Below are 22038 nucleotides of genomic sequence, written 5' to 3'. Positions count from 1 at the left end.
GATATCTTTCAAACATTCTTTTATCTTTTGTTAATTTCATTAATTTATATGCTTGTTCTTTTTCATTTTGAGTATTCATATCTCTTCATCCTTTGTTTAATAATCTCTATTTTATTATAAATAGAGATACTATTCAATACAAGGTGAATTTATTAACTTCTTTTTATATATCTACATTATCTATTTTAATTAAAAATATTACTGCTGAAATATAAGTTGAAGAATCATTATTTTTTAATAGTTTTCTATAAAAAGGTGTAAGGTAAAGATAATCTTTAATACTTTTCTCATCAAATTATTCTTCATAGAGTAAAAAATGGTCACCTTCCTTTGTAATAATATTTATATTTTCTGTTGGTTCATAATCTGAAGCTGAGAATGAATTCATTAATGTTATATAATATATAAAAATAGCACTAAATATTATTAATAATGTAATTGATGCTATTTTAGATGAAGACACTTCTGTATTATTTTTATCTCCCATATATAAATTCTCCTATTTCTTATATATTTTCATAACTTAATTGAAACATATTTTCATAAAGTTTACCACTTCCTTTTACTATATAAGAGTACTCAATTTTAAAAACCCTTCATTATTTTTTACATTATGAGGGGTAATAACGGGGTAGCTATCACCAGTTGCAAATTCACTTACTAATTTTGGATATATTAATTTTACTTATTTACTTATTTACTTTTTTATCAATTTTCTAATGTTAATTGGACAGTTGGTGTAAAGCCCAAACTCCATAGTAAGGTCAAAAACAATAATGCTCCCTCCCAAAACATGAGGAGCATTAAGAGAAACTTCCAATAGGACTATTTATCATCCCATTGGGTTATTTAATTAATCTAAAGTTAAAGATATCTTTTTTAAAGGTAATGGTTTATTAATATTTATTGATGAATTTTCAAATGAAATTTTAAAATCTTTTGGAAATATAGAATTATGAATATATGCTGTAGATATTCTTGTTGTTTTAGGGGGTTGAGAGGTGTTAGTNCAATGGTAGTATGTTTGAAAATATGTTTAGAACTATCTTTGTATAATATTTGATCTTCGTGATACCATGAATCAGGTACTGCTGACCAATCATTTTCCCACGTAATTAATAAAATATCTTTATTAAGAAATAAAGGAATATTACCATTTTTCCATTTGAAAAAACTATAAATATATCTACGTTTTTTATTTGTATATTTAGGAGCATCAAAAACCATTATACATAAATCAAGTTTTTTATTTGGAATAGATTGATTAATTTTTTTTTCAGATGATGCTAGTGCTGTATCCATAAAATTACCAGTGTTTTTAATTATGTCATTTTTAAGATTCAGAGGAATAGTATTTATTAATTCTAAAGGAACTCCTTTTTGTTGTAAAAGCTTATTAATATGTTCTTCAGAAATTTTAGATTTTTCAACATATGAGGCTCTAGAGTTGTTTTTTAAAAAAATTATTGGTATAAAAATTATCAAAAATAATATTATAGATGATTTCTTAGATTTAGACATAATTGCCTCCTAAATAAATTTATTAAATCTAATATATAATAACTCAATAGTATTGAAAAAAGGATAGAAAAATGTAGAAAAACTAAAGTTTAAATTTTTAAAATAATATATAAATTTACAAATTATGCTTATAATGAGGGATAGCTACGATTTTTATCTAAAATATAAAAGCACTTTAGTGTATTTTCACACTAAGTGCTTTTTGTTATATTAATGTCCTCTTTTTTTCTGTTTTTTCTTTTCCTGTTTTTTTTGAAATTTCAGTTGTTTTTCTCTTTCACGATTTTCTTTTGAAAGCATTTTTCTTTCACTTTTTTTGTTTTCATAATCAAGTTTTATTGCCTGCTGTGCCTTTGTACCTATACCATTTTTCTGTAGTGTTTCTCGAATTTTTCTTTGCATCCTTTTAGGATTAATTTTTATTTTGGGTTTTTCGTCAATTTGCAATGGCTTACTAAATTTAAGATTATAATAATTTTTTAGAACAAACTCATAAATTTCATAATCTTTAGGTTCTTGTCCGAAAACTACCCTACATATTTCAATTTTGCCATCCTCAAATCTTTCAAAAACGCCTATCCAAAATGGATCATCAAAAATACTGTTAATTTTATCATTTTTCTCCTCCTGTTATAAAGCTTAAACAGAGAAAAGTTATTCATAGAAGATTGTCTGAAAAATTGATGTCTTCCGACATTGTATTTTAAACATTTATTCCACTCACATTAAGCAAGTTCTATATTTGAAATAACTAGTATTTTATTGAAAATATTCTCTTTGCACTATCACTTATTTCATGATTTTGAGGTGCCCAATCTCTTAACTTAGGATCTCTTACGCTCCAAGTGATTAATCTAATAATCTTCCTTCTAAGTAAGAATACTTTAAATACTCTGGATTGCTATAATAAACAGATGAATTGAAATCTGAAATTTCATCACTTATAAATGAATTAAATACTTTGAATAAAATATCCACTAAATTATCTTGTTCTGAAATTATACTTATTATTAATCTCTGATACACTTTTCCTATTGCTTGAACACTTGGAACATTATATTTACATAATCCAACAGTATCATAATCACCTTCTGGTATATTAAAATACTCTATTATTTCATCTGAAACTTGCTCAAATGATAGACAATGATTAACTTCTGCAATATCTAATTGTCTTGCTAGTTCTTCTTTATCTAATATTTGAACAATTGTTGCCCTTCTATTTTTAGTTTTCCTACCTATAAATTCTATAAGACAACATACATAAAACAAATCATTTTTTAGCGCATCATTCATTAATAATCTCACCTCTTTCAAATTTCAGACAATCAAGAGCTTTTAAAGTATGAAAGCTTATTTGATGAGTCGGATATTTAAATTTTGCTAGCTCCCAAAATACCTTTCTTGAAATATCTCCTGATAAAAAATCATTTACAAAATTCCATACTGTATCATCTACCATAGGTCCTTCAACAATATCATAATCATGTATAAAGCCACTTCTACATTTTGCAATAAAGTCTAACCATTCATCATTCATTTCTTTAAACTTTAATATTTTTAAATCATTATTTTCTATATAAGTATAATAGTTAATTGTAGGCCTATGCCTATTTCTTCTAGCCCACTTTTTTGCTTGTTCAAAATTATTTGTACAATAGAATCCCCATGAAAAATCCTTAGTATACTTACTTTTTCTAATTTCAGGGAACTCAACTATTTCACCTGAAGCATGATATAACATAGAGTACTCTCCCTCCTACTACTGTATAATAAATATCAATTATATAAACTCACCTAAAGCTCTCATCCTAATCTCAACGCCACTAATATTTAACCTTCTACTTTCTTTGCACAAATAAATATATTACAATAATCTACTTCTTTATTTTCTAAATCTTTATTATTAACTTCATCTACAATAGTTACCCATTGCAACTTTTTCAATAAAACCTTATTAAGTTCCTACATTTGCATATTATTAAGCAAATTTGCCATTCCTTGTTCAATTTCAACAATAAGTTCTTCCATTTCAAATTGCTATTTATTTATCGATATTTTATACAAATAATTTCTTCTTAACCTTAAAATACTACTATAAATCTAATTATAATATAAAACTATTTCTATATCCACACCTCATTAACCCCAACTTCTACCTTACTAATATTTTCACTAAAACCTATAGCATTTTCTCCTGCTTTAAATACTGGGAATTCTCCAATCATATCTCCATTTTTTAAAATTTCATTAGTAGCAATAGTTCAAATAAATATTAATGCTTGTGTAGTAAATGAGAACATTAGTAATGAATTTCTTAACTTCTGGTGGTAAGAAAACTGCAGTAAGAGTTAAGGATGTAAAAGAAGATTTAGAAGCTAGTGCTGTATTTACTGCTATGGATACTATAATTGAATAAAAACATCCCACCCGCCCTCCAATGTGTAATGAGGTTTTAATACTACTATCTACTGACCTGATTATTTTTATTTAATAATATTCTTCAACATCAAAACGGTCTGCATTCATTACTTTATTCCATGCAGCTACAAAATCTTGTATGAACTTTTTCTCATTGCCATTAGATGCATATACCTCAGCAACTGCGCGAAGTTGTGAATTTGATCCAAATATAAGATCAACTCTTGTTGCTGTCCACTTCCTCCTCCCTGTTTCTCTATCAAAACCTATAAATTTTTCCTTACATTCAGGTAACACCTTCCACAGGGTATTAATATCAAGAAGATTTACAAAGAAATCATTTGTAAGGCAGTCTTTCCTCTTTGTAAACACCCCATCCTTTGATTGTTTATAATTAGTGTTTAAAACACGCATACCACCAATTAATACTGTCATTTCTGGAATAGTTAGTGTTAATAATTGTGCTCTATCAATTAACATTTCATCTGATGTTACTGCATATTTATCTTTTATATAGTTTCTAAATCCATCTGCCTTAGGTTCAAGAACACTAAATGCCTTTATATCTGTTTCCTCTTGTGTTGCATCAGTTCGTCCTGGAGTAAAAGGAACAGTAATGTTGTACCCTGCATTTTGGGCAGCTTGTTCAATACCAACACATCCACCTAATACAATAATATCAGCTAAAGAAACCTTCTTCCCCTTTGAATGTGACCTATTAAAACTCATTTGAATTCTTTCTAGGGTATTTAAAACCTTGCTAAGCCTTTCCGGCTCATTAATTTGCCATTGTCTTTGTGGCTTTAGGCGTATTCTTGCCCCATTTGCCCCTCCACGCTTATCTGAACCACGAAATGTTGATGCAGATTCCCAAGCCGTTGTAACAAGTTCTGATATTGACAAACCTGAATCTAAAATCTTTTTCTTAAGCTCTGAAATATTCTTTTTATTAATCAATTTATAGTTAACTTTTGGCACTGGATCTTGCCAAATAAAGCTTTCTGTTGGAACTTCTGGTCCGAGATATCTTGATATTGGTCCCATATCTCTATGGGTTAATTTAAACCAAGCTTTGGCAAAATCCTCAGCTAATTTTTCTGGATTTTCTAGATAATCTTTTGCTATTGATTTGTAAATAGGATCATAAATAAGTGCTAAATCTGCTGTGGTCATCATAGGTCTATGCTTTTTTAATGGATCATAGGCATCAACTACCATATCCTCTTCATCTACATCTTTAGCTAACCATTGGTATGCTCCTGCAGGACTTTTAACTAATTCCCACTCATATTTAAATAATGTTTTTAAGTAACCCATTGTCCACTTTGTAGGCTCTGATTTCCATGCACCTTCAAGCCCACTACTTATGGTATCTGGGCCCTTACCAGTTTTATAGCTATTTTGCCACCCCAACCCTTGCTGTTCAATAGGCGCAGCTTCTGGCTCTGGTCCAACATATGAAGGTGATGCAGCACCATGACATTTACCAAAAGTATGTCCACCTGCTATAAGAGCAACAGTTTCCTCATCATTCATTGCCATACGTGAGAATGTTTCCCTTACATCATTGGCTGATTCCTTAGGGTCAGGGTTTCCATTTGGTCCCTCTGGATTTACATAAATTAAACCCATTTGTGTAGCAGCAAGAGGATTTTCAAGTTCATTATCATCTTTATTACGCTCATCTCCAAGCCATTCTTTTTCACTCCCCCAGTAAATATCCTCCTGTGGTTCCCAAACATCCACTCTGCCACCACCAAAACCAATTGTCTTTAATCCCATAGATTCTAATGCACAGTTACCTGTCAATATCATAAGGTCAGCCCAAGATATTTTATTTCCATATTTCTTTCTAATTGGCCAAAGTAAACGACGTGCTTTATCTAAATTTATATTATCTGGCCAGCTATTAAGTGGTGGAAAACGTTGCAATCCTTGCCCTCCACCACCTCTACCATCACCAACTCTATAAGTTCCAGCACTATGCCAAGCCATACGAATAAAAAATGGTCCATAGTGACCATAATCAGCAGGCCACCATTCCTTAGAATCTGTCATCAACTTATATAAATCATTCTTTAGTTCATAATAATCTAATTTTTTAAATTCTTCAGCGTAGTTAAAACCTTTAGACATAGGATTGCTTAGTTCTGAGTTTTGACGAAGAATATTAAGCTTAAGCTGCTTTGGCCACCAATACTCATTAGTTGTTCCCCCACCTGCTACTGCTTTGCTTGTTCTTCCTGTCACTGGACATTTCCCTTCTAACATAACACTATCCTCCTTACCCTTCTTCTTTACCTACCTGCACACCTAGTTTATTTATGTGTATATAGGTAATGTAGCCTTTCTCATATAAATGCTATTACAGTAAATTATATAAATATATAACTATTACTATGAGTGAATTGGTAAATAACATTTGGTAAGTTTTGTTAAATTACTTTTCTTTAAGATCCGTTAATCTAATTTACCTTTCTATATCTAACTTCATTTGTAATATACTCAATCGCATCTAAAGTTGCAAACTTGTAAAATTGATCTTATTTAAATTTCTCTTGCTCTATAACTAATCATCACTGTAAGCTATAAATTTCTCTCATCCATCTCAAATAAATTTCTTCTAATTAGACTTTGTCTTAACAATGCGGTAGCATCCTTGGCTTCGCAATGAAAGCCCACTTGGCTGAGCTTGCTACTGACCTTTAACGCCGCCTAACATCTTTAGCCTGTGCAGGAGCGTGAACTCCTTTCCACTCTCCCGTATTTTTTTTGTTTTATACCTCAGCTTGTATATTTCTGTCAAAAGAAATACAATAGAGCTATGGAGGTGTTATGCGTGGATTATATAACGACAAAAGAAGCAGCGAAAAATTGGGGAATCACAGACAGAATGGTAGTGTACCATTGCTCTGCCAGGCGGATTAAGGGAGCTAAAAAAATGGGAAATACATGGCTTGTTCCGGTTGACGCTGAAAAACCGGCTGACGGACGATATAGGAGTAGTAAAGTAAAGGATGATGAAAATAAATGAAACGGATATTTTTGGTTGAAGACGATAAGGCAATCGCTAAAAACCTTATACTTTTGCTCCGCTCGGAGGGATTTACAGTCACCCACGCCCCTACGCGGGGTGAAGCCCTTGCTGCGCTTGCCGGGAATAAATTTGACTTGGCGTTGATTGATATTTCTTTGCCTGACGGAAATGGCTTTACGGTTTGCACGGAAATCAAAGAAACGCAAGATGTTCCCATTATCTTTCTGACGGCTTCCGGCGATGAGGCGAGTGTTGTTACCGGGTTGAACATGGGCGCGGACGACTATATCGCCAAACCTTTTCGTCCGCGTGAATTGATTGCGCGAATTGGAACCGCCCTGCGAAAAAGCGGGCGTTCCGGGTCGGATTTTGAAATTCGCGGGCTTCATGTCGATACGGCAAGCGGCGTTGTGAAAAAAAACGGCAACGAGGTTTTTCTTTCAGCATTAGAATACCGCTTGTTGCTGGTGTTTATTCGCAACCCCAAAAGTATTATCACGAGGGGCAGGCTACTTGACGAATTGTGGGACGCGGCGGGCGAGTTTGTCAATGACAATACATTGACCGTGTACATCAAACGCTTGCGGAAGAAGATAGAGAACAACCCAGCAAGCCCGCAAATAATTCTGACCGTTCGCGGGACGGGGTATAGATTGGGGGGCGAGTATGCTTCGGAATAGAGAGTTTCGGCAGTTTGCCATTTTGTTCTCCTTAATGGCCGCCGCCACTGTAATGCTGGGATTTGCAATAAATACGGCGGCGGGAATCCTTGCCATTGCTTCTGCCGCCGCCTTTGGCACAGCGTTTTTCGCGTTTACCAAAGCCCGATACAAAAGCATTGCGCGGATTTCAAATCAAATCGATATTGTGCTTCATAATGCTAACCATCTGTATATTGGTGAATCGGACGAGGGCGAACTTTCCATTCTGCACAGCGAGATAACAAAAATGACGTTGCGCATTCGGGAGCAAAATGACGCGCTTAAAAAAGAAAAAGAACATCTTGCCGATTCGTTGGCCGACATAGCCCACCAACTCCGAACCCCGCTCACATCCGCGAACCTCATTCTGTCATTGTTAGCGAATAACCCTGATGAAAACGAGCGGAAAGCATTTGTGCGTGAAACAGAAGAATTGCTTGTGCGGATGGATTGGCTGATTACTTCCCTATTGAAATTATCCCGCTTGGACGCGGGCATTGTGGTGTTCCAAAGCGAGCAGATAGATGTAACCAACTTGATATGCGCCGCGCTTCGCCCGTTCCTAATCCCAATGGAACTGCACGATATTGATTTACAAATAGATGCACCGAAAGGGATGATTATTCAGGGCGATTCAGGTTGGCTTTCGGAAGCAATTCAAAACATCCTCAAAAATTGCATGGAGAGCGCAGGCGAGAACGGGAAGATTGAGATTGTCTGCACAGACAACCCACTGTTTACCAAGATTACTATCCACGACAGCGGCGCGGGCTTTGAAAAAGAAGATTTACCCTGCCTGTTTGAAAGGTTTTATCGTGGAAAAAACCCAAACGCTACAGGATACGGGATTGGATTGGCTCTCTGCAAGATGATTATAACACGGCAGGGAGGGACGATTACCGCAAAAAATCACCCGCAGGGCGGCGCGATATTTTCCATTCGTTTCCCAAAGTGACTAATCTCTCACCTGAAAGTCACACAGATGTAAGTTGAAGGTTCTATTATATAGGTAAACCATTAGAAAGGAGACTCACATAATGGAATTTTTAAAAATTGAAAATCTATGTAAGGTCTACGGCAAGGGCGAAAACCAAGTTACCGCACTTGACCATGTTTCGCTTACAATCGAAAAGGGGGAGTTTACCGCAATCATCGGCTCCTCCGGCTCCGGCAAATCCACATTGCTTCACATCATCGGTGGCGTGGACGTGCCGACAAGCGGAAAGGTGTATTTGGACGGGCAGGATGTATATGCCCAAAGCAATGAAAAACTCGCCATTTTCCGCAGGCGGCAGGTTGGGCTGATTTACCAGTTTCACAACCTCATTCCCACTCTAAATGTGGTGGAAAACATCACCTTGCCTATACTGATGGACAAGCGGCAGGTCAACGAGGAACGCCTGAATGACTTGTTGGACCTGCTTGGGCTAAAAGCCCGAAAAACGCATTTACCCAATCAGCTTTCGGGCGGTCAGCAACAGCGTGTTTCCATAGGACGCGCTTTGATGAACGCCCCGGCGGTCATGCTTGCCGACGAACCCACTGGCAGTTTGGACAGCCGAAATGGACATGAAATTATCAATCTGCTGAAATTAAGCAATCAAAAATATCGGCAGACCCTTATCGTCGTCACGCATGACGAAAATATCGCCCTGCAAGCAGACCGCATTATCGGCATATCAGATGGCAAAGTAGTGCGAGACGAGAGGGTGAGACCATGAACATTTTAAACAAAGTTACCCTGCAAGGCATGAAAAAGAGTCGCACACGAACGATTGTAACGGTTATCGGAGTTATCCTGTCCGCTGCCATGATTACGGCAGTCGCTACCTTTGGCGTTTCCCTGCTGAACTATCTGGCAAACGGCGCGGCCCAGAAATACGGCGGTTGGCACGTCGAGTTTTTGAACGTTGATTCCTCTTTCGCACAGGAACGAACTCTCGACAATGGAGTTGCAAACACCGCAACATTTGAAAATATCGGCTACGCAAAACTTGACGGAGGGAAAAACCCCAACAAGCCGTATCTTTTTATAGCCGGATTTAGCAAGGAAGCCTTTGATACCTTGCCCATAACCCTGGTTTCAGGTAGATTGCCGAAAAACAGTGGGGAGATTCTTGTTTCGATGAGCGTCGAAGCAAACGGCGGCGTTAAATTCGCGGAGGGTGACACGCTTTCACTTGCTGTCGGAAGCCGCATGAATGGCAACAAGAATCTCGGTCAACACGCCCCTTACATTTCCGGGAAAGAAACTCTTGTGCCAAAAGCCGAAAGAACTTACACGGTTGTCGGTATCTGCCAAAGACCCGGTTTTGAGGAATCTTCCGCGCCGGGATATACCTTGATAACGAAAGCAGATGCACAAGACAAAGCGGACAGCTTAAACCTATTTGTCACGCTTAAAAAACCGCGTGGTGTTCACGCTTACGCAAGCAGTACAGCCGGAAGCCATAGCTATGTCTTTAACGATAATGTGCTGCGCTTCATGGGTCTTTCGGACGATAATATGTTCAACACGCTTCTGTACTCGGTTGGCGGCATTTTGGTTGCCTTGATAATGATAGGCTCGATTTTTCTGATTTATAATTCGTTCAACATATCGCTGAACGAACGCACACACCAGTTTGGGATTCTCTCGTCGGTAGGAGCCACAGCAAAGCAACTGCGAAATTCGGTGCTGTTTGAGGGACTTTGCATTGGTGTAGTCGGCATACCGATTGGCGTTATTGTTGGCATAGGCAGTATCAGGCTTGTGATTTCCGTTGTCGCTGGGAATTTCGGGAACGTTATGTACAGCAACGTACCTTTAACCTTGAAAGTGTCCATCCCCGTAATTGTCGTTGCGGCGACGGTTAGCATGGTTACGATTCTGATTTCGGCCTATATTCCGGCCAGGAAGGCTGCAAGCACTCCCGTTATGGAGAGTATTCGCCAGACGAACGAGGTCAAAGTTGAATCCAAAGCCGTGAAAACGTCAAAACTGGCGCAGCGTATTTACGGTTTGGAGGGAACCCTTGCGCTAAAGAATTTTAAAAGAAACAAGAAACGCTATCGCAGCATTGTGCTATCACTTGTTTTAAGCATAGTGCTGTTTATATCGACCAGTGCTTTTGTAACGGATATGAAACAGGCGTCGGAGCGGGCAGTAGCGTTTACTACCTATGACATCGGTTTGGCCACGCAGGACATGGACGATAGCAAAATGTTGCAGCTTTACGACAAACTAAAAACCACCGACGGTGTTTACGAAAGCTCGTATCAAGCGCTTATGAAGTATTCATGCGCTGCCAAAGCAAGCGATCTTTCAGACTATTACTGGGAATACGCGGGTTCACATTCGCCGCACGAAACGGTTAATCTGCCAATGGAAATCCAGTTTCTTGATGACAACGCGTATCTGAACATTATCAAAGGCTTGGGCTTACCCGCAGAGGAATATACCGGGCAAAATGCGAAAATGATCGCAGTTGCCAAAATGACAAGCCACATGAAAGCCAATCAGGAGGTTGACAAGTTTATTGATATGTTCAAGAGTTCTTCCATGAATTTTACCATCGCTCCCGAAATAAATGGCAAACCGAAGATGGAACAGGGGCAAAACGTAAGCATTACGTTTGTCAATACCGTTCCGCCTGATACACTCCCGATCTTAGGAAACTCCAGGTCGAAGAATCCGATTTTTTTTAGGGTGATGGCCCCCTATTCGCTCAAAGAGAAGTTTGAAACCCCCGATACCCATGTAGCTATTAAGGGCTTGACCTTTCGGTCAAAGAATCCCACACAGTCGGCGGCTAAAATGGAAGCGATGATTAAGGGTGCGGAAATTAAATCCAGTTATACCCTGTACAATTCTTATAAAATACTTGATGAGAACCGCAATTACATATTCATTGCCAACGTGTTCGCTTATACTTTTATCATTATGATTTCGCTGATTGCGGTTGCCAATGTGTTCAACACCATTTCCACGAATATCAAACTGCGCCGGCGGGAGCTTGCCATGCTCCGCTCTGTGGGGATGTCTGACCGCGATTTCCAAAAGATGATGAATTTCGAGTGTGTCTTTTATGGCATGAGGGCGTTGCTCTTCGGGCTTCCCATAGCATCAATCTCTTCTTGGCTGATTTACAAATGGATGGTTGCCGGCGGGGCTGACAATATCGATTTTGTGTTCCCGTGGGTCAGTATCGGAATCAGCGTATTCAGCGTGCTCTTTGTAGTGTTCATTACAATGCTTTATGCCACTCGCAAGATAAAAAGAGAAAATATTATTGACGCACTTCGAGATGACATGACTTAATTTAAAATTGATAGTTGTGGCAGATAATGTTTTGCGACCAAAATATGGATATGCGGCGGTTTTGAAATAACAATCAAAACCGCCGTTTTTCTTTTTCAAAATTGGAAATTCGGAGTGTGTATTAGCAAAACAAATTGTTAACAATTTGTTAATAACCCCCTGGGAGCGTTGCGAAGACTTGGCTGAGCTTGCTTACAACAGTATCAATATACCCTTCTCTACGTTTGCATTTAAGAAGTTTCTTCACCTTTCCCCCCTAAAACATATTTCCAAGTGACTTAACAATTTCTACTGCCATTACTCCAAGATACATTAAAACAAAGCATATAAGCATTGCAAAGGAGTATTTACGTATTTTAGAAGCAGCCGTTTGTCCGCTCTTTTAATTCTTCATATTAAAAGATTAATTCACATAAACTTTTAAACCTGTAAGGCTCACTTAATATATAATATACTACTAATGCGATTACTGTAAAACAAAATATACTAACATATAACGTTATTTTTTTATTATTAGCAACATTATTTGGATTAACAGAGATTAAAAATATAAAGTATCCTATAATGCCTGTTAAAATTAATAGCATACACCATTTAGTAGTTAACTTTCGGTACCTAGAAACATTTATTATTGACCATATTATCCATAGTACCCAACATACCACAAAAGTTAAAATTGCTAATCCAATATACAAACTACAGCTATCTGTGTTGGCAGAAGTCTTGACTCCTGTTTCTAAAAAATATTTAATATTATTTGCTACTACTTCATGTCCAAACCTATTCCAATAGTATTCATCTTTTATTTTTTCAGGATAACTGTACTTTATCTCTCCAGGAAATAATTCATCATTTTTAGTATTATCAAAGTTTTGTGGTAATTCTTTTATGGCTATATAAGTAAATTGGTTATTTTTTTCATCTTTAAAAATTTCTTTTAGATATGTATCAACACTTGTAATTCCTTCATTCACTAACTTTTTTTCTATCAATTCAATTTGATCATTCATAATCCTATATCTTTTACGATAGCCTTGAGATACAAAAAGTGATGTTATAAATAATATAGCAGATATTCCCAACAAAACTAATGATGCTATTAGTATTTTTCGAGCAAATACTTTTTGAAACTTTAATACCTGATTTAGTTCATTTCTTATCTGAAATTCTTCCCCAAATCTTTCTAAAGCAATACTAACACTTTCTTCTTCACTAATTCCGCATTCTTGCAGTTCTTTTACTGTTTCATTTAAGTGATTTCTCATTTCTTGTTTTAATTCTTCTGTTTCTTTAGAAGAATTACTTATGTCTTTGTATATAGAATTTATGTATTTATCTATTCTGTCCATTTTCGTTCCTCCCCCAAAAATTTATCTACTATACTCTTAAAAAATTCCCATTCTTCCTTTGAATTCTCTAAATACTTTTTACCCTTATCAGTTATATGATGATACCTTCGCCTTCCACCTCCACTTATTGAATCATCCCAATAGGATTGTATAAGTTCATTATTCTGAAGTCTTTTTAATACAACGTACATTGTTCCTTCTTTAATCTCAAAAGTTTCTTCACTTGTACCTCTTATTCTTTTGGCAATTTCATAACCATATAAGTCTTCATCTACCAGTAAACTCAATATTATACTTTCAATGTATCCTTTTACCATTTCTTTATTTATTTCCAATTTTTTCACCTCGCAGCAACATAATAGCATAAATTACTCTATACTGTAAAGTACTTTATGTTATGTACCCCACAAGAATCTTTTTTTGGTCATATGAAGGATGAAGTAGACTTTAAATTATGTTTTACACTTGAAGATGTGATTAATAAAGTCGATGATTACATAGATTACTATAATAATCATAGATGCCAATGGGGATTAAAAAAGATGACTCCTAAACAATTTAGAAATCATCTTTTAAATGTTGCTTAATCCCTTTTTTTATAATGTCCTTGACACGGGGACCATTTTATCTAATTTTTAATTTTTTTATTTTCCGCTATAACTTCATCCAAATTAGAGGATGTTATATATCTAGACATTCTTTCACCTACCTATCACAATAAATTTCACAAAGATCAACTATATCATCAATAATTGAAAATATTCTCTTTGCACTATCACTTATTTCATGATTTTCAGGTGCATTATTAGATGCAACTATAATTTCCTTATTGTTCAATTGTTTGCATTCAAAATTTATTAATTCTTCTAAGCTTATATTGAAAGTAGTTAATATCTTATCTACATGGTTTTTTAAAGTTGTATTGTTATCTATTTCACCTTTAATTAACTTGTCAATAGTTGGTCTTGAGATGCCTGTTAACTTTGAAAATGATGATTTTGTATAACGATTATCTTTTATAAGTTTAAGAAGATTTTCACCTATCTTTAATCTATTGTCATAAATATAAGCTTTTAATTGGTTATCAGTATACTTTTCTATAATCTCCATGTTAACCTCCTATATTCCTCATACTGTACTAAACAATTATCAATTGCTTAGCCTCTTGTATCTATGTTATATGCCATAGATGTAAAAAAAGATACATTTGTAAAAATAATTTTTACAAATGTATCAATAATAAACCATTGGAACTTTACAAATATAAGAATAAAACCCCCAAAATTCCTAAGAAGTTTTATTCTTATATTCTTTAATTCTTACAGCTCCATCTCATTCAATATATCTCTCAACTTTTTCAATTCCTCAGCTGATAGAGTTATACCTTTTCCCATCTTTTCATGTTCAGGTGCCCAATCTCTTAAATCGTATTTAGGATCTCTTCCGCTCCAGCTGATTAAATTTAGTTCTTTTGACCATCCTTTTGAGGATTCTGAAACTACTCCTATAGTTTCTTTGATTTCATATTTTATATCTGGCATTGTTTACTTCTCCCTATATATTATTAATTTCCACTCTTTTTACCAATGTTTTCTACTAATGGCATTTCAAAAAACATATTATAAATTAACCATCAAATAATTTATTCCATAGTTAAAGTTAAGTTTTTTAGATTTATATTAACATTTAATTTTAGTAAAATATCTAACCCTAATAGACCATTAATTTTTCCATAATCATCTATTAACCCAAAATCAATTTTTATATCCTTTAATTTATGCTCACATAATTTTATACCCTCAATAGATTTTCTATAAGCATATTGTTCTCCACCAATTCCATACATAGTTACGAATTCATCTTCGCCATCAGGTTCAACTCCTAATTCTGTAACTGCATCTGGAGAAATTATTGTATGTGCAGCTCCTGTATCTATAATAATATCATTAACTATTTTCCATTTACCTTTGTATATCATTTCTAAAGAAGTATACAAAAGTCCATTCTTATATGCTATTTTCATAATTATCTATACCTCTATAAACAGGATTTTGTACAATGGTCAAAGATAGTTCATCTTTAGCTGTATGAAATACAAAAGTATCTCCTTTACTTCTAATAAGCAGTTCATTAGCTTCTTTAGAGTTTTCAATTATCTTAACTAGAGCAACATCATCTACAATCTTTTTATCTCCATTCACATGACTTTTTAAAGCTTTTAATAACACAAATTGATTAGGATATTTTTCTCTTATTTCATTCCATTTCACTGCTATTCCACCTTTCTCTATATATTCTCATAATTTAAACAGTTTCTTTATCAATTTAAAAATATCAAAGGATGTTTTGTTATATACATTTTTGTATAGTTATATTTTATCATATTTTATAATATTTAATTATAACTTTCTCATGGATGTCAAACGGGTGGCAAAATCGAATTTTGCTACCCGTTATATTTAAACTTAAAATCCAGTTTTTCACGTTGCTTTTTTAACTAAACTAAAAATAGCACATACTCTAGATTAGTTGTTAATTAATCACTCCATACTTTTTCTTTAATCTCTTTAAATCATATTCCCATTCAAAAATAGCATGAGAATTATCCTTATTTTTCTGAGCCTGTCTTCCTTTTATAAGCCAATTTAAGCTGCTACCATTTAAATATAAATTATAGATTCTCTCTATAACTTCTTTATTTGAATAAGCCTTTCTTCCAACTGCTTAAACAGAAAATCAAATTCTTCTCTGGATACTATATTTTCTTTATCTCTCAAATTATCTATTTCAACATTAAGCTTACTGATTTCCTGCATATTATAATCATTAATTTTTTCTAGCTGTTCTATCTTCTCTTCAAGTATTTTTTTAGTTACTCTTGCCATCTCAAGTCTTCGTTTAGTAATTAATTTGCAAACTATATGCTTAGTATCTCATATGACTTGCTAAAGTTTAATTATTAATTACTAAACAATTTTAAAAGTATTTATAACATATATCATTCATATTTTTTATCTTAAAATAAATTAGATTCTTATAAAAAATTCCTACAGCTACCTAAACTTTAGTTACGCGGTAATATTTTGCTATTATGTCTTAACTACTTTCTTAATTTTTAATCTTTTGCATCGTGATTTAAGAATATTGTGCAATCAACTTACTACAGGTTATACTCATAATCTACTCTAAGCAAGATTTCACATAATCAACTGGTACATCCATTCTAATAGCAGTTTCTTCAATTGATAGACCACTATTTAAGAATCGTCTGACAACCATAAGCATATTTTCTCCGACTTCAATAATATGCTTATCAGGGTCATAGAACCGAACAACACGCTGTCCCCAAGAATGTTCTACCATAGGATGTACATATTTAATGTCTGCAATGTCATTCATCTTTTGAATAAAACCATCAAAATCATCTTCTTCAAAATATAACTCTGCTACATTTCCTCCAAAAATAATTTCACTATTCTGTTTGTGAATAAAAGTCGACCAGGTATCCTTTGTCTGTAATGCAATACCACCTGTTAAAGTCACATTTGCACCAAAATCAACAACAACTTTTAAACCAAGCACTTCATAGTAAAATCGCTTTGCCTTTTCCATATTCGAAACAACTATTAATGGATTTGAGAATTTCATTGTACGCCTCCTCACGAAGATTATATAAATAATCTTTACTTCGTATAATCTTATAATTATCGGTTCTACAAAGCCAGTTTTGCTACCAATTCACCATCTTCAATCTTACCTGTTTCCACAAAACCCAAAGATGCGTAAAGCGTCTTTGCTCCCACATTCTCTGGTTCATAAGAAAGAGAAACTACCGAAGCTTTTCCATACGGGAAGGTCCTAATCAATTCAAGTGCCTTTGTCATAGCTTCCTTACCATAACCTTTGCCCTGATATCGTTTGTCAATCATTAATCTACATACCCAATAAGCATTTTCATCATCATTCTCATCTTCTTCATTATATGATAACATTATAAATCCTACCATGATATCATTGTCATAAATGGCATAAGGCATAGGAATGCACTCATTATTTGTTAAAGCAACATATGCCTCTGCAAGACTGCATATATTACTTGCAACATAACTTTTTTGTTCTTCTTTTGGTTCTAATTTAATACATTCATCAAAATTATCATCAGTGATTTTTTGTAGTTCTATCATAATTATCCCCCTCAAATAAAATATAATCTTTCTTCGGCTTTAAATATAAATTTGTCTTAACAAATTATATTTTCTTACGACATACTTTCTTTAAATTGTTCAACAGCTATGTATGTCCAATTATACCATATTAAGTTAAAAACAAAAAAGCCCCGTAAGTACTGGAGCTTTTATTTATCATAGACAGTATGTCACTATATTTTGCTATTATGTATCTGCTAAAACATTATTCTTTTTTTATTTTATAATATAAAAAAGGTGTTCCAGTAATTGTAATAATAACCAATAATTTATTTTGTTTTGTTAAAGTAAGTATAAATCCAATTAAAATTGCTATTGACCAAACTATGAATTTCTCTTTTATATTTTTTATTTTCAAAACATTCAGCTCCTTGAATTATATAGATATGTATCAAAATATTACTTCGTAATTTCTTTATAGAACTAAATCGCTAAAAGCGACAGCTTGCGATAGTGATTAAATCAATGTTTATATGGAAAAAATAAGAAGTGAAGTTTCTTTCTCAAGGAAGCTTCACTTCTCACATTTTACACGCCTTTTAAAGGAGTGATAAAATGTATAAAAAAATAGACAAAATGGTTAAAGACCTAGAAATTCGAGGGCGTAGCCAGTCTACTATTAAAAATATGGTTTGGATTATGAAAAATTTTTCAAAATTTTATAATCAGCCACCCGAACTCTTAGGCGAGCAAAATATTATCAACTATTTAGATTATTGCATAAATGTGAAAAAATTATGCAGAGGAACTGTAAATTATATTAATAGTACCCTAAAATTTTTTTATGTTGTAACACTTGAAGGGACATGGAGTGATTTAAGAGTTCCAAGACTTAGATATGATAAGAAATTGCCTAAGTATTTAACAAAAGAAGAAGTAAAACTTTTATTGGAATCTACCACTTATTTAAAGCATAAAGCAATTCTATCAACTATATATTCTGGAGGTTTACGCGTTAGCGAGGTTATAAACCTAAGAATATCAGATATTATAAGTGCTGAAATGAAGATTAGAGTTAGAAGTGGTAAGCGTAATAAAGAACGGTATACTTTATTATCTCAAAAAAACTTAGAATTACTAAGAGTATATTGGAAGAAGTTTGGGTATAAAAATTATTCTCCGGAGGATTACTTGTTTATATCTAGACAAACAAAGAAACCACTAAGCAGACGCTGCATAGAGCATGCTATGGAGAAAGCATTGTTGAAGGCAGGGATAACTAAAAAGGCTTCGCCACATACTTTAAGACATTCTTTTGCAACTCATTTAATGAATGATGGTGTTGATTTAGTAACTATTCAAGCACTAATGGGTCATTCTAATATGAAAACAACCTCAATATACTTACATGTAAGGGACTACCATACGTTAAATATAACAAGTCCTTTAGATACGTTAGATTGAATTTATGAATTCACTTCAAGATATTATGGAGTTGCATGGAGAGTCTTATATTAAGGCAAGGAAATTACCACCTAATATTCTAAAAGCATTATACTCAATTAAGGATTGTAGAACTGCTGCACTTGGAGGTCATGTGTACGAATGTGATGAGTGTGGAGAAACTAAAATTTCATATAACTCTTGTAGAAATCGTCATTGTCCAAAATGTCAGGCTTACGCCAAGGAAATGTGGATTTATGAGAGGAGTAAGTCACTGTTACCAACTCATTACTTTCATATTGTTTTTACTATACCTGAACAATTAAATTCTTTAACATTGTTTAATCAAAAGGAAATGTATTCTATTCTTTTTACAGCTGTTTCTGAAACCTTACTTAAGCTAGGAAAAGATAAGAAATATTTAAATGCAAATATAGGTTTTACAACCGTATTGCATACTTGGGGACAAAACTTAATGTATCATCCTCATATACATTGTATAGTTCCTGGCGGCGGCTTAAGCTTTGACAATAGTAGATGGATAAAATCAAAGAAAAAATTCTTTATTCCAGTAAAGGTACTTTCACGAATGTTTAGAGGGAAATATCTTTTTTACCTAGATCAGCTTTATAAAAGAAATAAGTTGAAATTTCCTCCAAAGATTAATGAATTACAATCTAGATACATATTTAATGCATTTAAAGATGAGTTATATAAAAAAGAATGGATTGTTTATAGTAAAGCTCCTTTTAGTAGTGCAGAATACGTATTGCAATATTTAGGAAGATATACTCACAGAGTTGCTATATCTAATAATAGAATTATTAAAGTTGATAAAGAAAAAATTATATTTAAGTGGAGAGATTATAAAGATAAAAGTAAAGAAAAGATAATGTCTTTAAAACCTGAAGAATTCATTAGAAGATTTTCAATGCATATATTACCCGACAGGTTTGTAAAGATAAGACATTATGGTATTTTAGGGAATAGAAATAAGAAATTAAAGTTCAAACGCTGCCTAGAAATTTTTAGGGTTAAACCCAAAGAGTTTGAAAAACTATCGTCAGCGGAGCTGTTTTTTAAATTAACTGGAATTAAAATAGGCAAGTGTAAAAAGTGTGAGAAGGGAAATTTAATAAAAATAGGAAAATTAATGCCTCGAAGTGCTTCACCTCCATAAATAAAAGGAAAAGTGAATAAGCTCTTGATTATGGGGAGGGGGAAGCTATATACTAAAATAGGTATTAGCCATGATTTTCTGGTTAAAATTATACTAGTATTAGGAAAATAATGAGAATTTCTTATTCAAAAATCCAGATATGAATTTTTGAATTCCCATAGGGGGCGCTGCCGCTTTTAGCGATTCCGTTCTTATAATTGATTGCGATATTGAGGTGTACATATATATTTAACCTAAATCAAGTTTAAATCACTTGTAAGGCTTATATATATGCTATTTTTTACCCTCAACATCGCAATCAAGCCAACTCATATTGTGTTGTAATAATTAAGTTATTTAGTATGTTCAGCATAGTCAGATTTAAACATACAATAATATAAAGTAGTAACTTCCTTATTATCTAAAAGTTTTAAATTTTCATTTTTACTAAATCTATATTTAAATCCACATTTCTCGTTTACTCTTTTTGATTTATTATTAAAATCAAAATGTCCACACCAAATTAAATCTAAATTTAGTTCATTAAAACCATATTTAATTAAACAATTTACTGCCTCTGGAATAATTCCTTTTCCCCAATATTTAGGATTTAAAACATACCCTATTTCTTTCTGCTTTAATTCACTAAGACTATCATCTGGTTTTCTATCGTGAAGCCCAATTCCACCAATAACTTTATTATCTGATTTTAAAACAATAGCATATGTATCATTATTTCTAATAAACATTTTTATAATTTCTTTACTTTCTTCTTCATTTTTATGTGGTGGCCACCCAGCATTAGGGCCTACTAATTCACTTTTTCCATATTCATATAAATCCTTGCTATCAGTTTCTTTCCATTCTCTTAATATTAATCTATCAGTTACTAACTTATCCATATATTTTCTCCTTTATTTCATCATATGTTACGATTATTCAATTATTATAGATTTATAATTAACAAACTTTTTAAGCAATTTATCAAAGCCATTAAAGGCTTTTTTTAATTTAAGAAGTACCTAATTCTACTGTACCATAAATTTTGCAAAATCTCCTAGCATAATAAGTTCCTGAACCAAAATCTGAAACAGGAAATTCTAATTTTTCATACTGCTTTTGGCAACTAGTATCTATTTCTTTATAAGCAACTCCTCTTCCTGTAAAAGTTACATTTCTTCCATTTTTATTTACATAAGCTAGTAAATTCAGTTGCTTCCATTTATATTTGTCTTTTGAAGTAATATATGAACATGTTTGATTTTCATCAACAGTAAGTACTTCTAAGAAAGAACCTTTTTTATACACTTTAGCTATAGCACTAAGGGTTATTGTGAATTCTTTAGGTTTTTCAAAATCTTTTGTCTTATTATACTTTTTATCTTTTTTATTTGTTCCCCCAAAATAATTATTAATTTCAACATTCTCATATTTAATGTAATTGCTCTCATCAGTTAAAGAATTTATTGAATTTCCTGTTTCATCTTTTCTTAAATTAAGTTTGGGATATTTTTTATTTAACTCTTCTATATTAATCTTATTATCTTTTTCATTTAATTCTTTAGCTTCTTGAAATGTAATATTTTTTTCTTTAGCTAATTTTTTGCAATATTCATCAACAGTCATTTCTGTTATTTTAATATCTTTATTTTCAACATTATTTAAAATTTTGAACTCCGACGAAGAATTTCTTTCTGAAGTTACTTCTTTAGGAATATACTTATTCGTTATCATAAATATTAAAAATATAATAGACGTTAATAAAAAACAAATTGCTTTTTTCATATAATCATTCTCCTATAAATTCATAACATCTTTATATATTGCAACATCACACCATATCAAATTATATCATATTAAACCTAATTATAACAAATTAATGTATATTTACCATAAAAAATAACCCTAAGCACCTAATATACCTAGAGTTATTCTTCATCTCATTCTTTTTAATTTTCGCTA

At 33.1% G+C, this 22038-nt stretch carries 26 protein-coding genes and 1 pseudogene; 9 read left to right on the top strand and 18 right to left on the bottom strand.

The features are described from left to right. Nucleotides 1-295: 295 nt before the first annotated feature. The 5 genes from OIO11_RS04600 to OIO11_RS04580 all read right to left on the bottom strand — a co-directional run bounded on the left by OIO11_RS04600 (nucleotide 296) and on the right by OIO11_RS04580 (nucleotide 3749). Nucleotides 296-487, bottom strand: a complete 192-nt coding sequence (locus tag OIO11_RS04600; RefSeq protein WP_268070188.1) for a hypothetical protein — start codon at nucleotides 485-487, stop codon at nucleotides 296-298. Nucleotides 488-1731: 1244 nt separating this feature from the next. Beyond that, on the bottom strand, nucleotides 1732-2061 hold the full coding sequence (locus OIO11_RS04595) for a YjdF family protein (RefSeq protein ID WP_442781223.1): 330 nt from the start codon (nucleotides 2059-2061) through the stop codon (nucleotides 1732-1734). Nucleotides 2062-2370: 309 nt separating this feature from the next. Then, nucleotides 2371-2817 (bottom strand): hypothetical protein, encoded by a 447-nt coding sequence (locus OIO11_RS04590; RefSeq protein ID WP_268070187.1) that lies wholly within the window; start codon nucleotides 2815-2817, stop codon nucleotides 2371-2373. Continuing rightward, a complete protein-coding gene (locus OIO11_RS04585; RefSeq protein WP_268070186.1) occupies nucleotides 2810-3265 on the bottom strand; it encodes a DUF3990 domain-containing protein in 456 nt (151 codons plus the stop codon). The genes OIO11_RS04590 and OIO11_RS04585 overlap by 8 nt, the downstream gene beginning before the upstream one ends. Nucleotides 3266-3647: 382 nt before the next feature. Then, nucleotides 3648-3749, bottom strand: a complete 102-nt coding sequence (locus tag OIO11_RS04580) for a phage tail protein (RefSeq protein ID WP_268070185.1) — start codon at nucleotides 3747-3749, stop codon at nucleotides 3648-3650. A gap of 65 nt (nucleotides 3750-3814) precedes the next feature. Between OIO11_RS04580 and OIO11_RS04575 the strand changes: the two genes are divergently transcribed. After that, a complete protein-coding gene (locus tag OIO11_RS04575) occupies nucleotides 3815-3940 on the top strand; it encodes a DUF2922 domain-containing protein (RefSeq protein WP_268070184.1) in 126 nt (41 codons plus the stop codon). Nucleotides 3941-4011: 71 nt separating this feature from the next. Here the strand turns inward: OIO11_RS04575 and katG are convergent, their stop codons facing one another. Then, on the bottom strand, nucleotides 4012-6213 hold the full coding sequence (katG, locus tag OIO11_RS04570; protein ID WP_268070183.1) for a catalase/peroxidase HPI: 2202 nt from the start codon (nucleotides 6211-6213) through the stop codon (nucleotides 4012-4014). A 553-nt stretch (nucleotides 6214-6766) separates the two neighbouring features. Between katG and OIO11_RS04565 the strand changes: the two genes are divergently transcribed. From OIO11_RS04565 to OIO11_RS04545, 5 genes are all read left to right on the top strand, one after another. Then, nucleotides 6767-6976 (top strand): helix-turn-helix domain-containing protein, encoded by a 210-nt coding sequence (locus OIO11_RS04565; RefSeq protein WP_442781221.1) that lies wholly within the window; start codon nucleotides 6767-6769, stop codon nucleotides 6974-6976. Continuing rightward, nucleotides 6973-7659, top strand: a complete 687-nt coding sequence (locus OIO11_RS04560; protein ID WP_268070181.1) for a response regulator transcription factor — start codon at nucleotides 6973-6975, stop codon at nucleotides 7657-7659. Before OIO11_RS04565 ends, OIO11_RS04560 begins: the two co-directional genes overlap by 4 nt. Beyond that, nucleotides 7646-8635, top strand: a complete 990-nt coding sequence (locus tag OIO11_RS04555; RefSeq protein WP_268070180.1) for a sensor histidine kinase — start codon at nucleotides 7646-7648, stop codon at nucleotides 8633-8635. Before OIO11_RS04560 ends, OIO11_RS04555 begins: the two co-directional genes overlap by 14 nt. An 82-nt stretch (nucleotides 8636-8717) precedes the next feature. Next, nucleotides 8718-9401 carry an ABC transporter ATP-binding protein gene (locus OIO11_RS04550; RefSeq protein WP_268070179.1) on the top strand — a complete coding sequence of 228 codons (684 nt, stop codon included), beginning with the start codon at nucleotides 8718-8720 and terminating at the stop codon, nucleotides 9399-9401. Then, nucleotides 9398-11980 (top strand): ABC transporter permease, encoded by a 2583-nt coding sequence (locus tag OIO11_RS04545; protein ID WP_268070178.1) that lies wholly within the window; start codon nucleotides 9398-9400, stop codon nucleotides 11978-11980. The genes OIO11_RS04550 and OIO11_RS04545 overlap by 4 nt, the downstream gene beginning before the upstream one ends. A gap of 395 nt (nucleotides 11981-12375) precedes the next feature. On the opposite strand, the gene OIO11_RS04535 is transcribed toward OIO11_RS04545, so the two are convergent. After that, complete coding sequence (locus OIO11_RS04535; protein ID WP_268070177.1) at nucleotides 12376-13329, bottom strand: permease prefix domain 1-containing protein; 954 nt, start codon at nucleotides 13327-13329, stop codon at nucleotides 12376-12378. Further along, nucleotides 13317-13664, bottom strand: coding sequence for a PadR family transcriptional regulator (locus OIO11_RS04530; protein WP_268070176.1), 348 nt, complete (start codon nucleotides 13662-13664; stop codon nucleotides 13317-13319). The genes OIO11_RS04535 and OIO11_RS04530 overlap by 13 nt, the downstream gene beginning before the upstream one ends. Before the next feature lie 69 nt (nucleotides 13665-13733). Here OIO11_RS04530 and OIO11_RS04525 point away from each other — a divergent pair. Then, nucleotides 13734-13916: pseudogene (locus tag OIO11_RS04525) on the top strand (IS3 family transposase); the annotation flags it as partial. A 118-nt stretch (nucleotides 13917-14034) separates the two neighbouring features. Here the strand turns inward: OIO11_RS04525 and OIO11_RS04520 are convergent. From OIO11_RS04520 to OIO11_RS04485, 8 genes are all read right to left on the bottom strand, one after another. Further along, nucleotides 14035-14439 (bottom strand): helix-turn-helix domain-containing protein, encoded by a 405-nt coding sequence (locus tag OIO11_RS04520; protein WP_268070175.1) that lies wholly within the window; start codon nucleotides 14437-14439, stop codon nucleotides 14035-14037. 209 nt (nucleotides 14440-14648) lie between these two features. Next, on the bottom strand, nucleotides 14649-14870 hold the full coding sequence (locus tag OIO11_RS04515) for a YdbC family protein (protein ID WP_268070174.1): 222 nt from the start codon (nucleotides 14868-14870) through the stop codon (nucleotides 14649-14651). A 101-nt stretch (nucleotides 14871-14971) separates the two neighbouring features. After that, a complete protein-coding gene (locus OIO11_RS04510) occupies nucleotides 14972-15352 on the bottom strand; it encodes a retropepsin-like aspartic protease (protein ID WP_268070173.1) in 381 nt (126 codons plus the stop codon). Continuing rightward, entirely contained in the window at nucleotides 15336-15599 is a 264-nt protein-coding gene (locus OIO11_RS04505) for a hypothetical protein (RefSeq protein WP_268070172.1), read from the bottom strand. Before OIO11_RS04505 ends, OIO11_RS04510 begins: the two co-directional genes overlap by 17 nt. Before the next feature lie 414 nt (nucleotides 15600-16013). After that, entirely contained in the window at nucleotides 16014-16214 is a 201-nt protein-coding gene (locus OIO11_RS04500; RefSeq protein ID WP_268070171.1) for a hypothetical protein, read from the bottom strand. A 295-nt stretch (nucleotides 16215-16509) separates the two neighbouring features. Beyond that, complete coding sequence (locus tag OIO11_RS04495) at nucleotides 16510-16977, bottom strand: VOC family protein (RefSeq protein WP_268070170.1); 468 nt, start codon at nucleotides 16975-16977, stop codon at nucleotides 16510-16512. Nucleotides 16978-17042: 65 nt separating this feature from the next. Then, complete coding sequence (locus tag OIO11_RS04490) at nucleotides 17043-17513, bottom strand: GNAT family N-acetyltransferase (protein ID WP_268070169.1); 471 nt, start codon at nucleotides 17511-17513, stop codon at nucleotides 17043-17045. A 226-nt stretch (nucleotides 17514-17739) separates the two neighbouring features. Then, on the bottom strand, nucleotides 17740-17892 hold the full coding sequence (locus OIO11_RS04485) for a hypothetical protein (protein WP_268070168.1): 153 nt from the start codon (nucleotides 17890-17892) through the stop codon (nucleotides 17740-17742). A 197-nt stretch (nucleotides 17893-18089) separates the two neighbouring features. Here OIO11_RS04485 and OIO11_RS04480 point away from each other — a divergent pair, with 197 nt between their 5' ends. Then, nucleotides 18090-18938, top strand: a complete 849-nt coding sequence (locus OIO11_RS04480; protein WP_268070167.1) for a tyrosine-type recombinase/integrase — start codon at nucleotides 18090-18092, stop codon at nucleotides 18936-18938. Between the two features lie 4 nt (nucleotides 18939-18942). Then, complete coding sequence (locus OIO11_RS04475) at nucleotides 18943-20097, top strand: IS91 family transposase (protein ID WP_268070166.1); 1155 nt, start codon at nucleotides 18943-18945, stop codon at nucleotides 20095-20097. 332 nt (nucleotides 20098-20429) lie between these two features. Here OIO11_RS04475 and OIO11_RS04470 read toward each other — a convergent pair whose 3' ends face one another. After that, entirely contained in the window at nucleotides 20430-20978 is a 549-nt protein-coding gene (locus OIO11_RS04470) for a GNAT family N-acetyltransferase (protein ID WP_268070165.1), read from the bottom strand. Between the two features lie 109 nt (nucleotides 20979-21087). Then, a complete protein-coding gene (locus tag OIO11_RS04465; protein ID WP_268070164.1) occupies nucleotides 21088-21861 on the bottom strand; it encodes a hypothetical protein in 774 nt (257 codons plus the stop codon). Nucleotides 21862-22038: the final 177 nt, after the last annotated feature.

It is taken from the genome of Clostridium sp. ZS2-4 (assembly GCF_026719745.1).
In the GTDB taxonomy this organism is placed as follows: domain Bacteria; phylum Bacillota; class Clostridia; order Clostridiales; family Clostridiaceae; genus Clostridium_H.
This window is presented reverse-complemented; position numbering and strand designations above follow the sequence as displayed.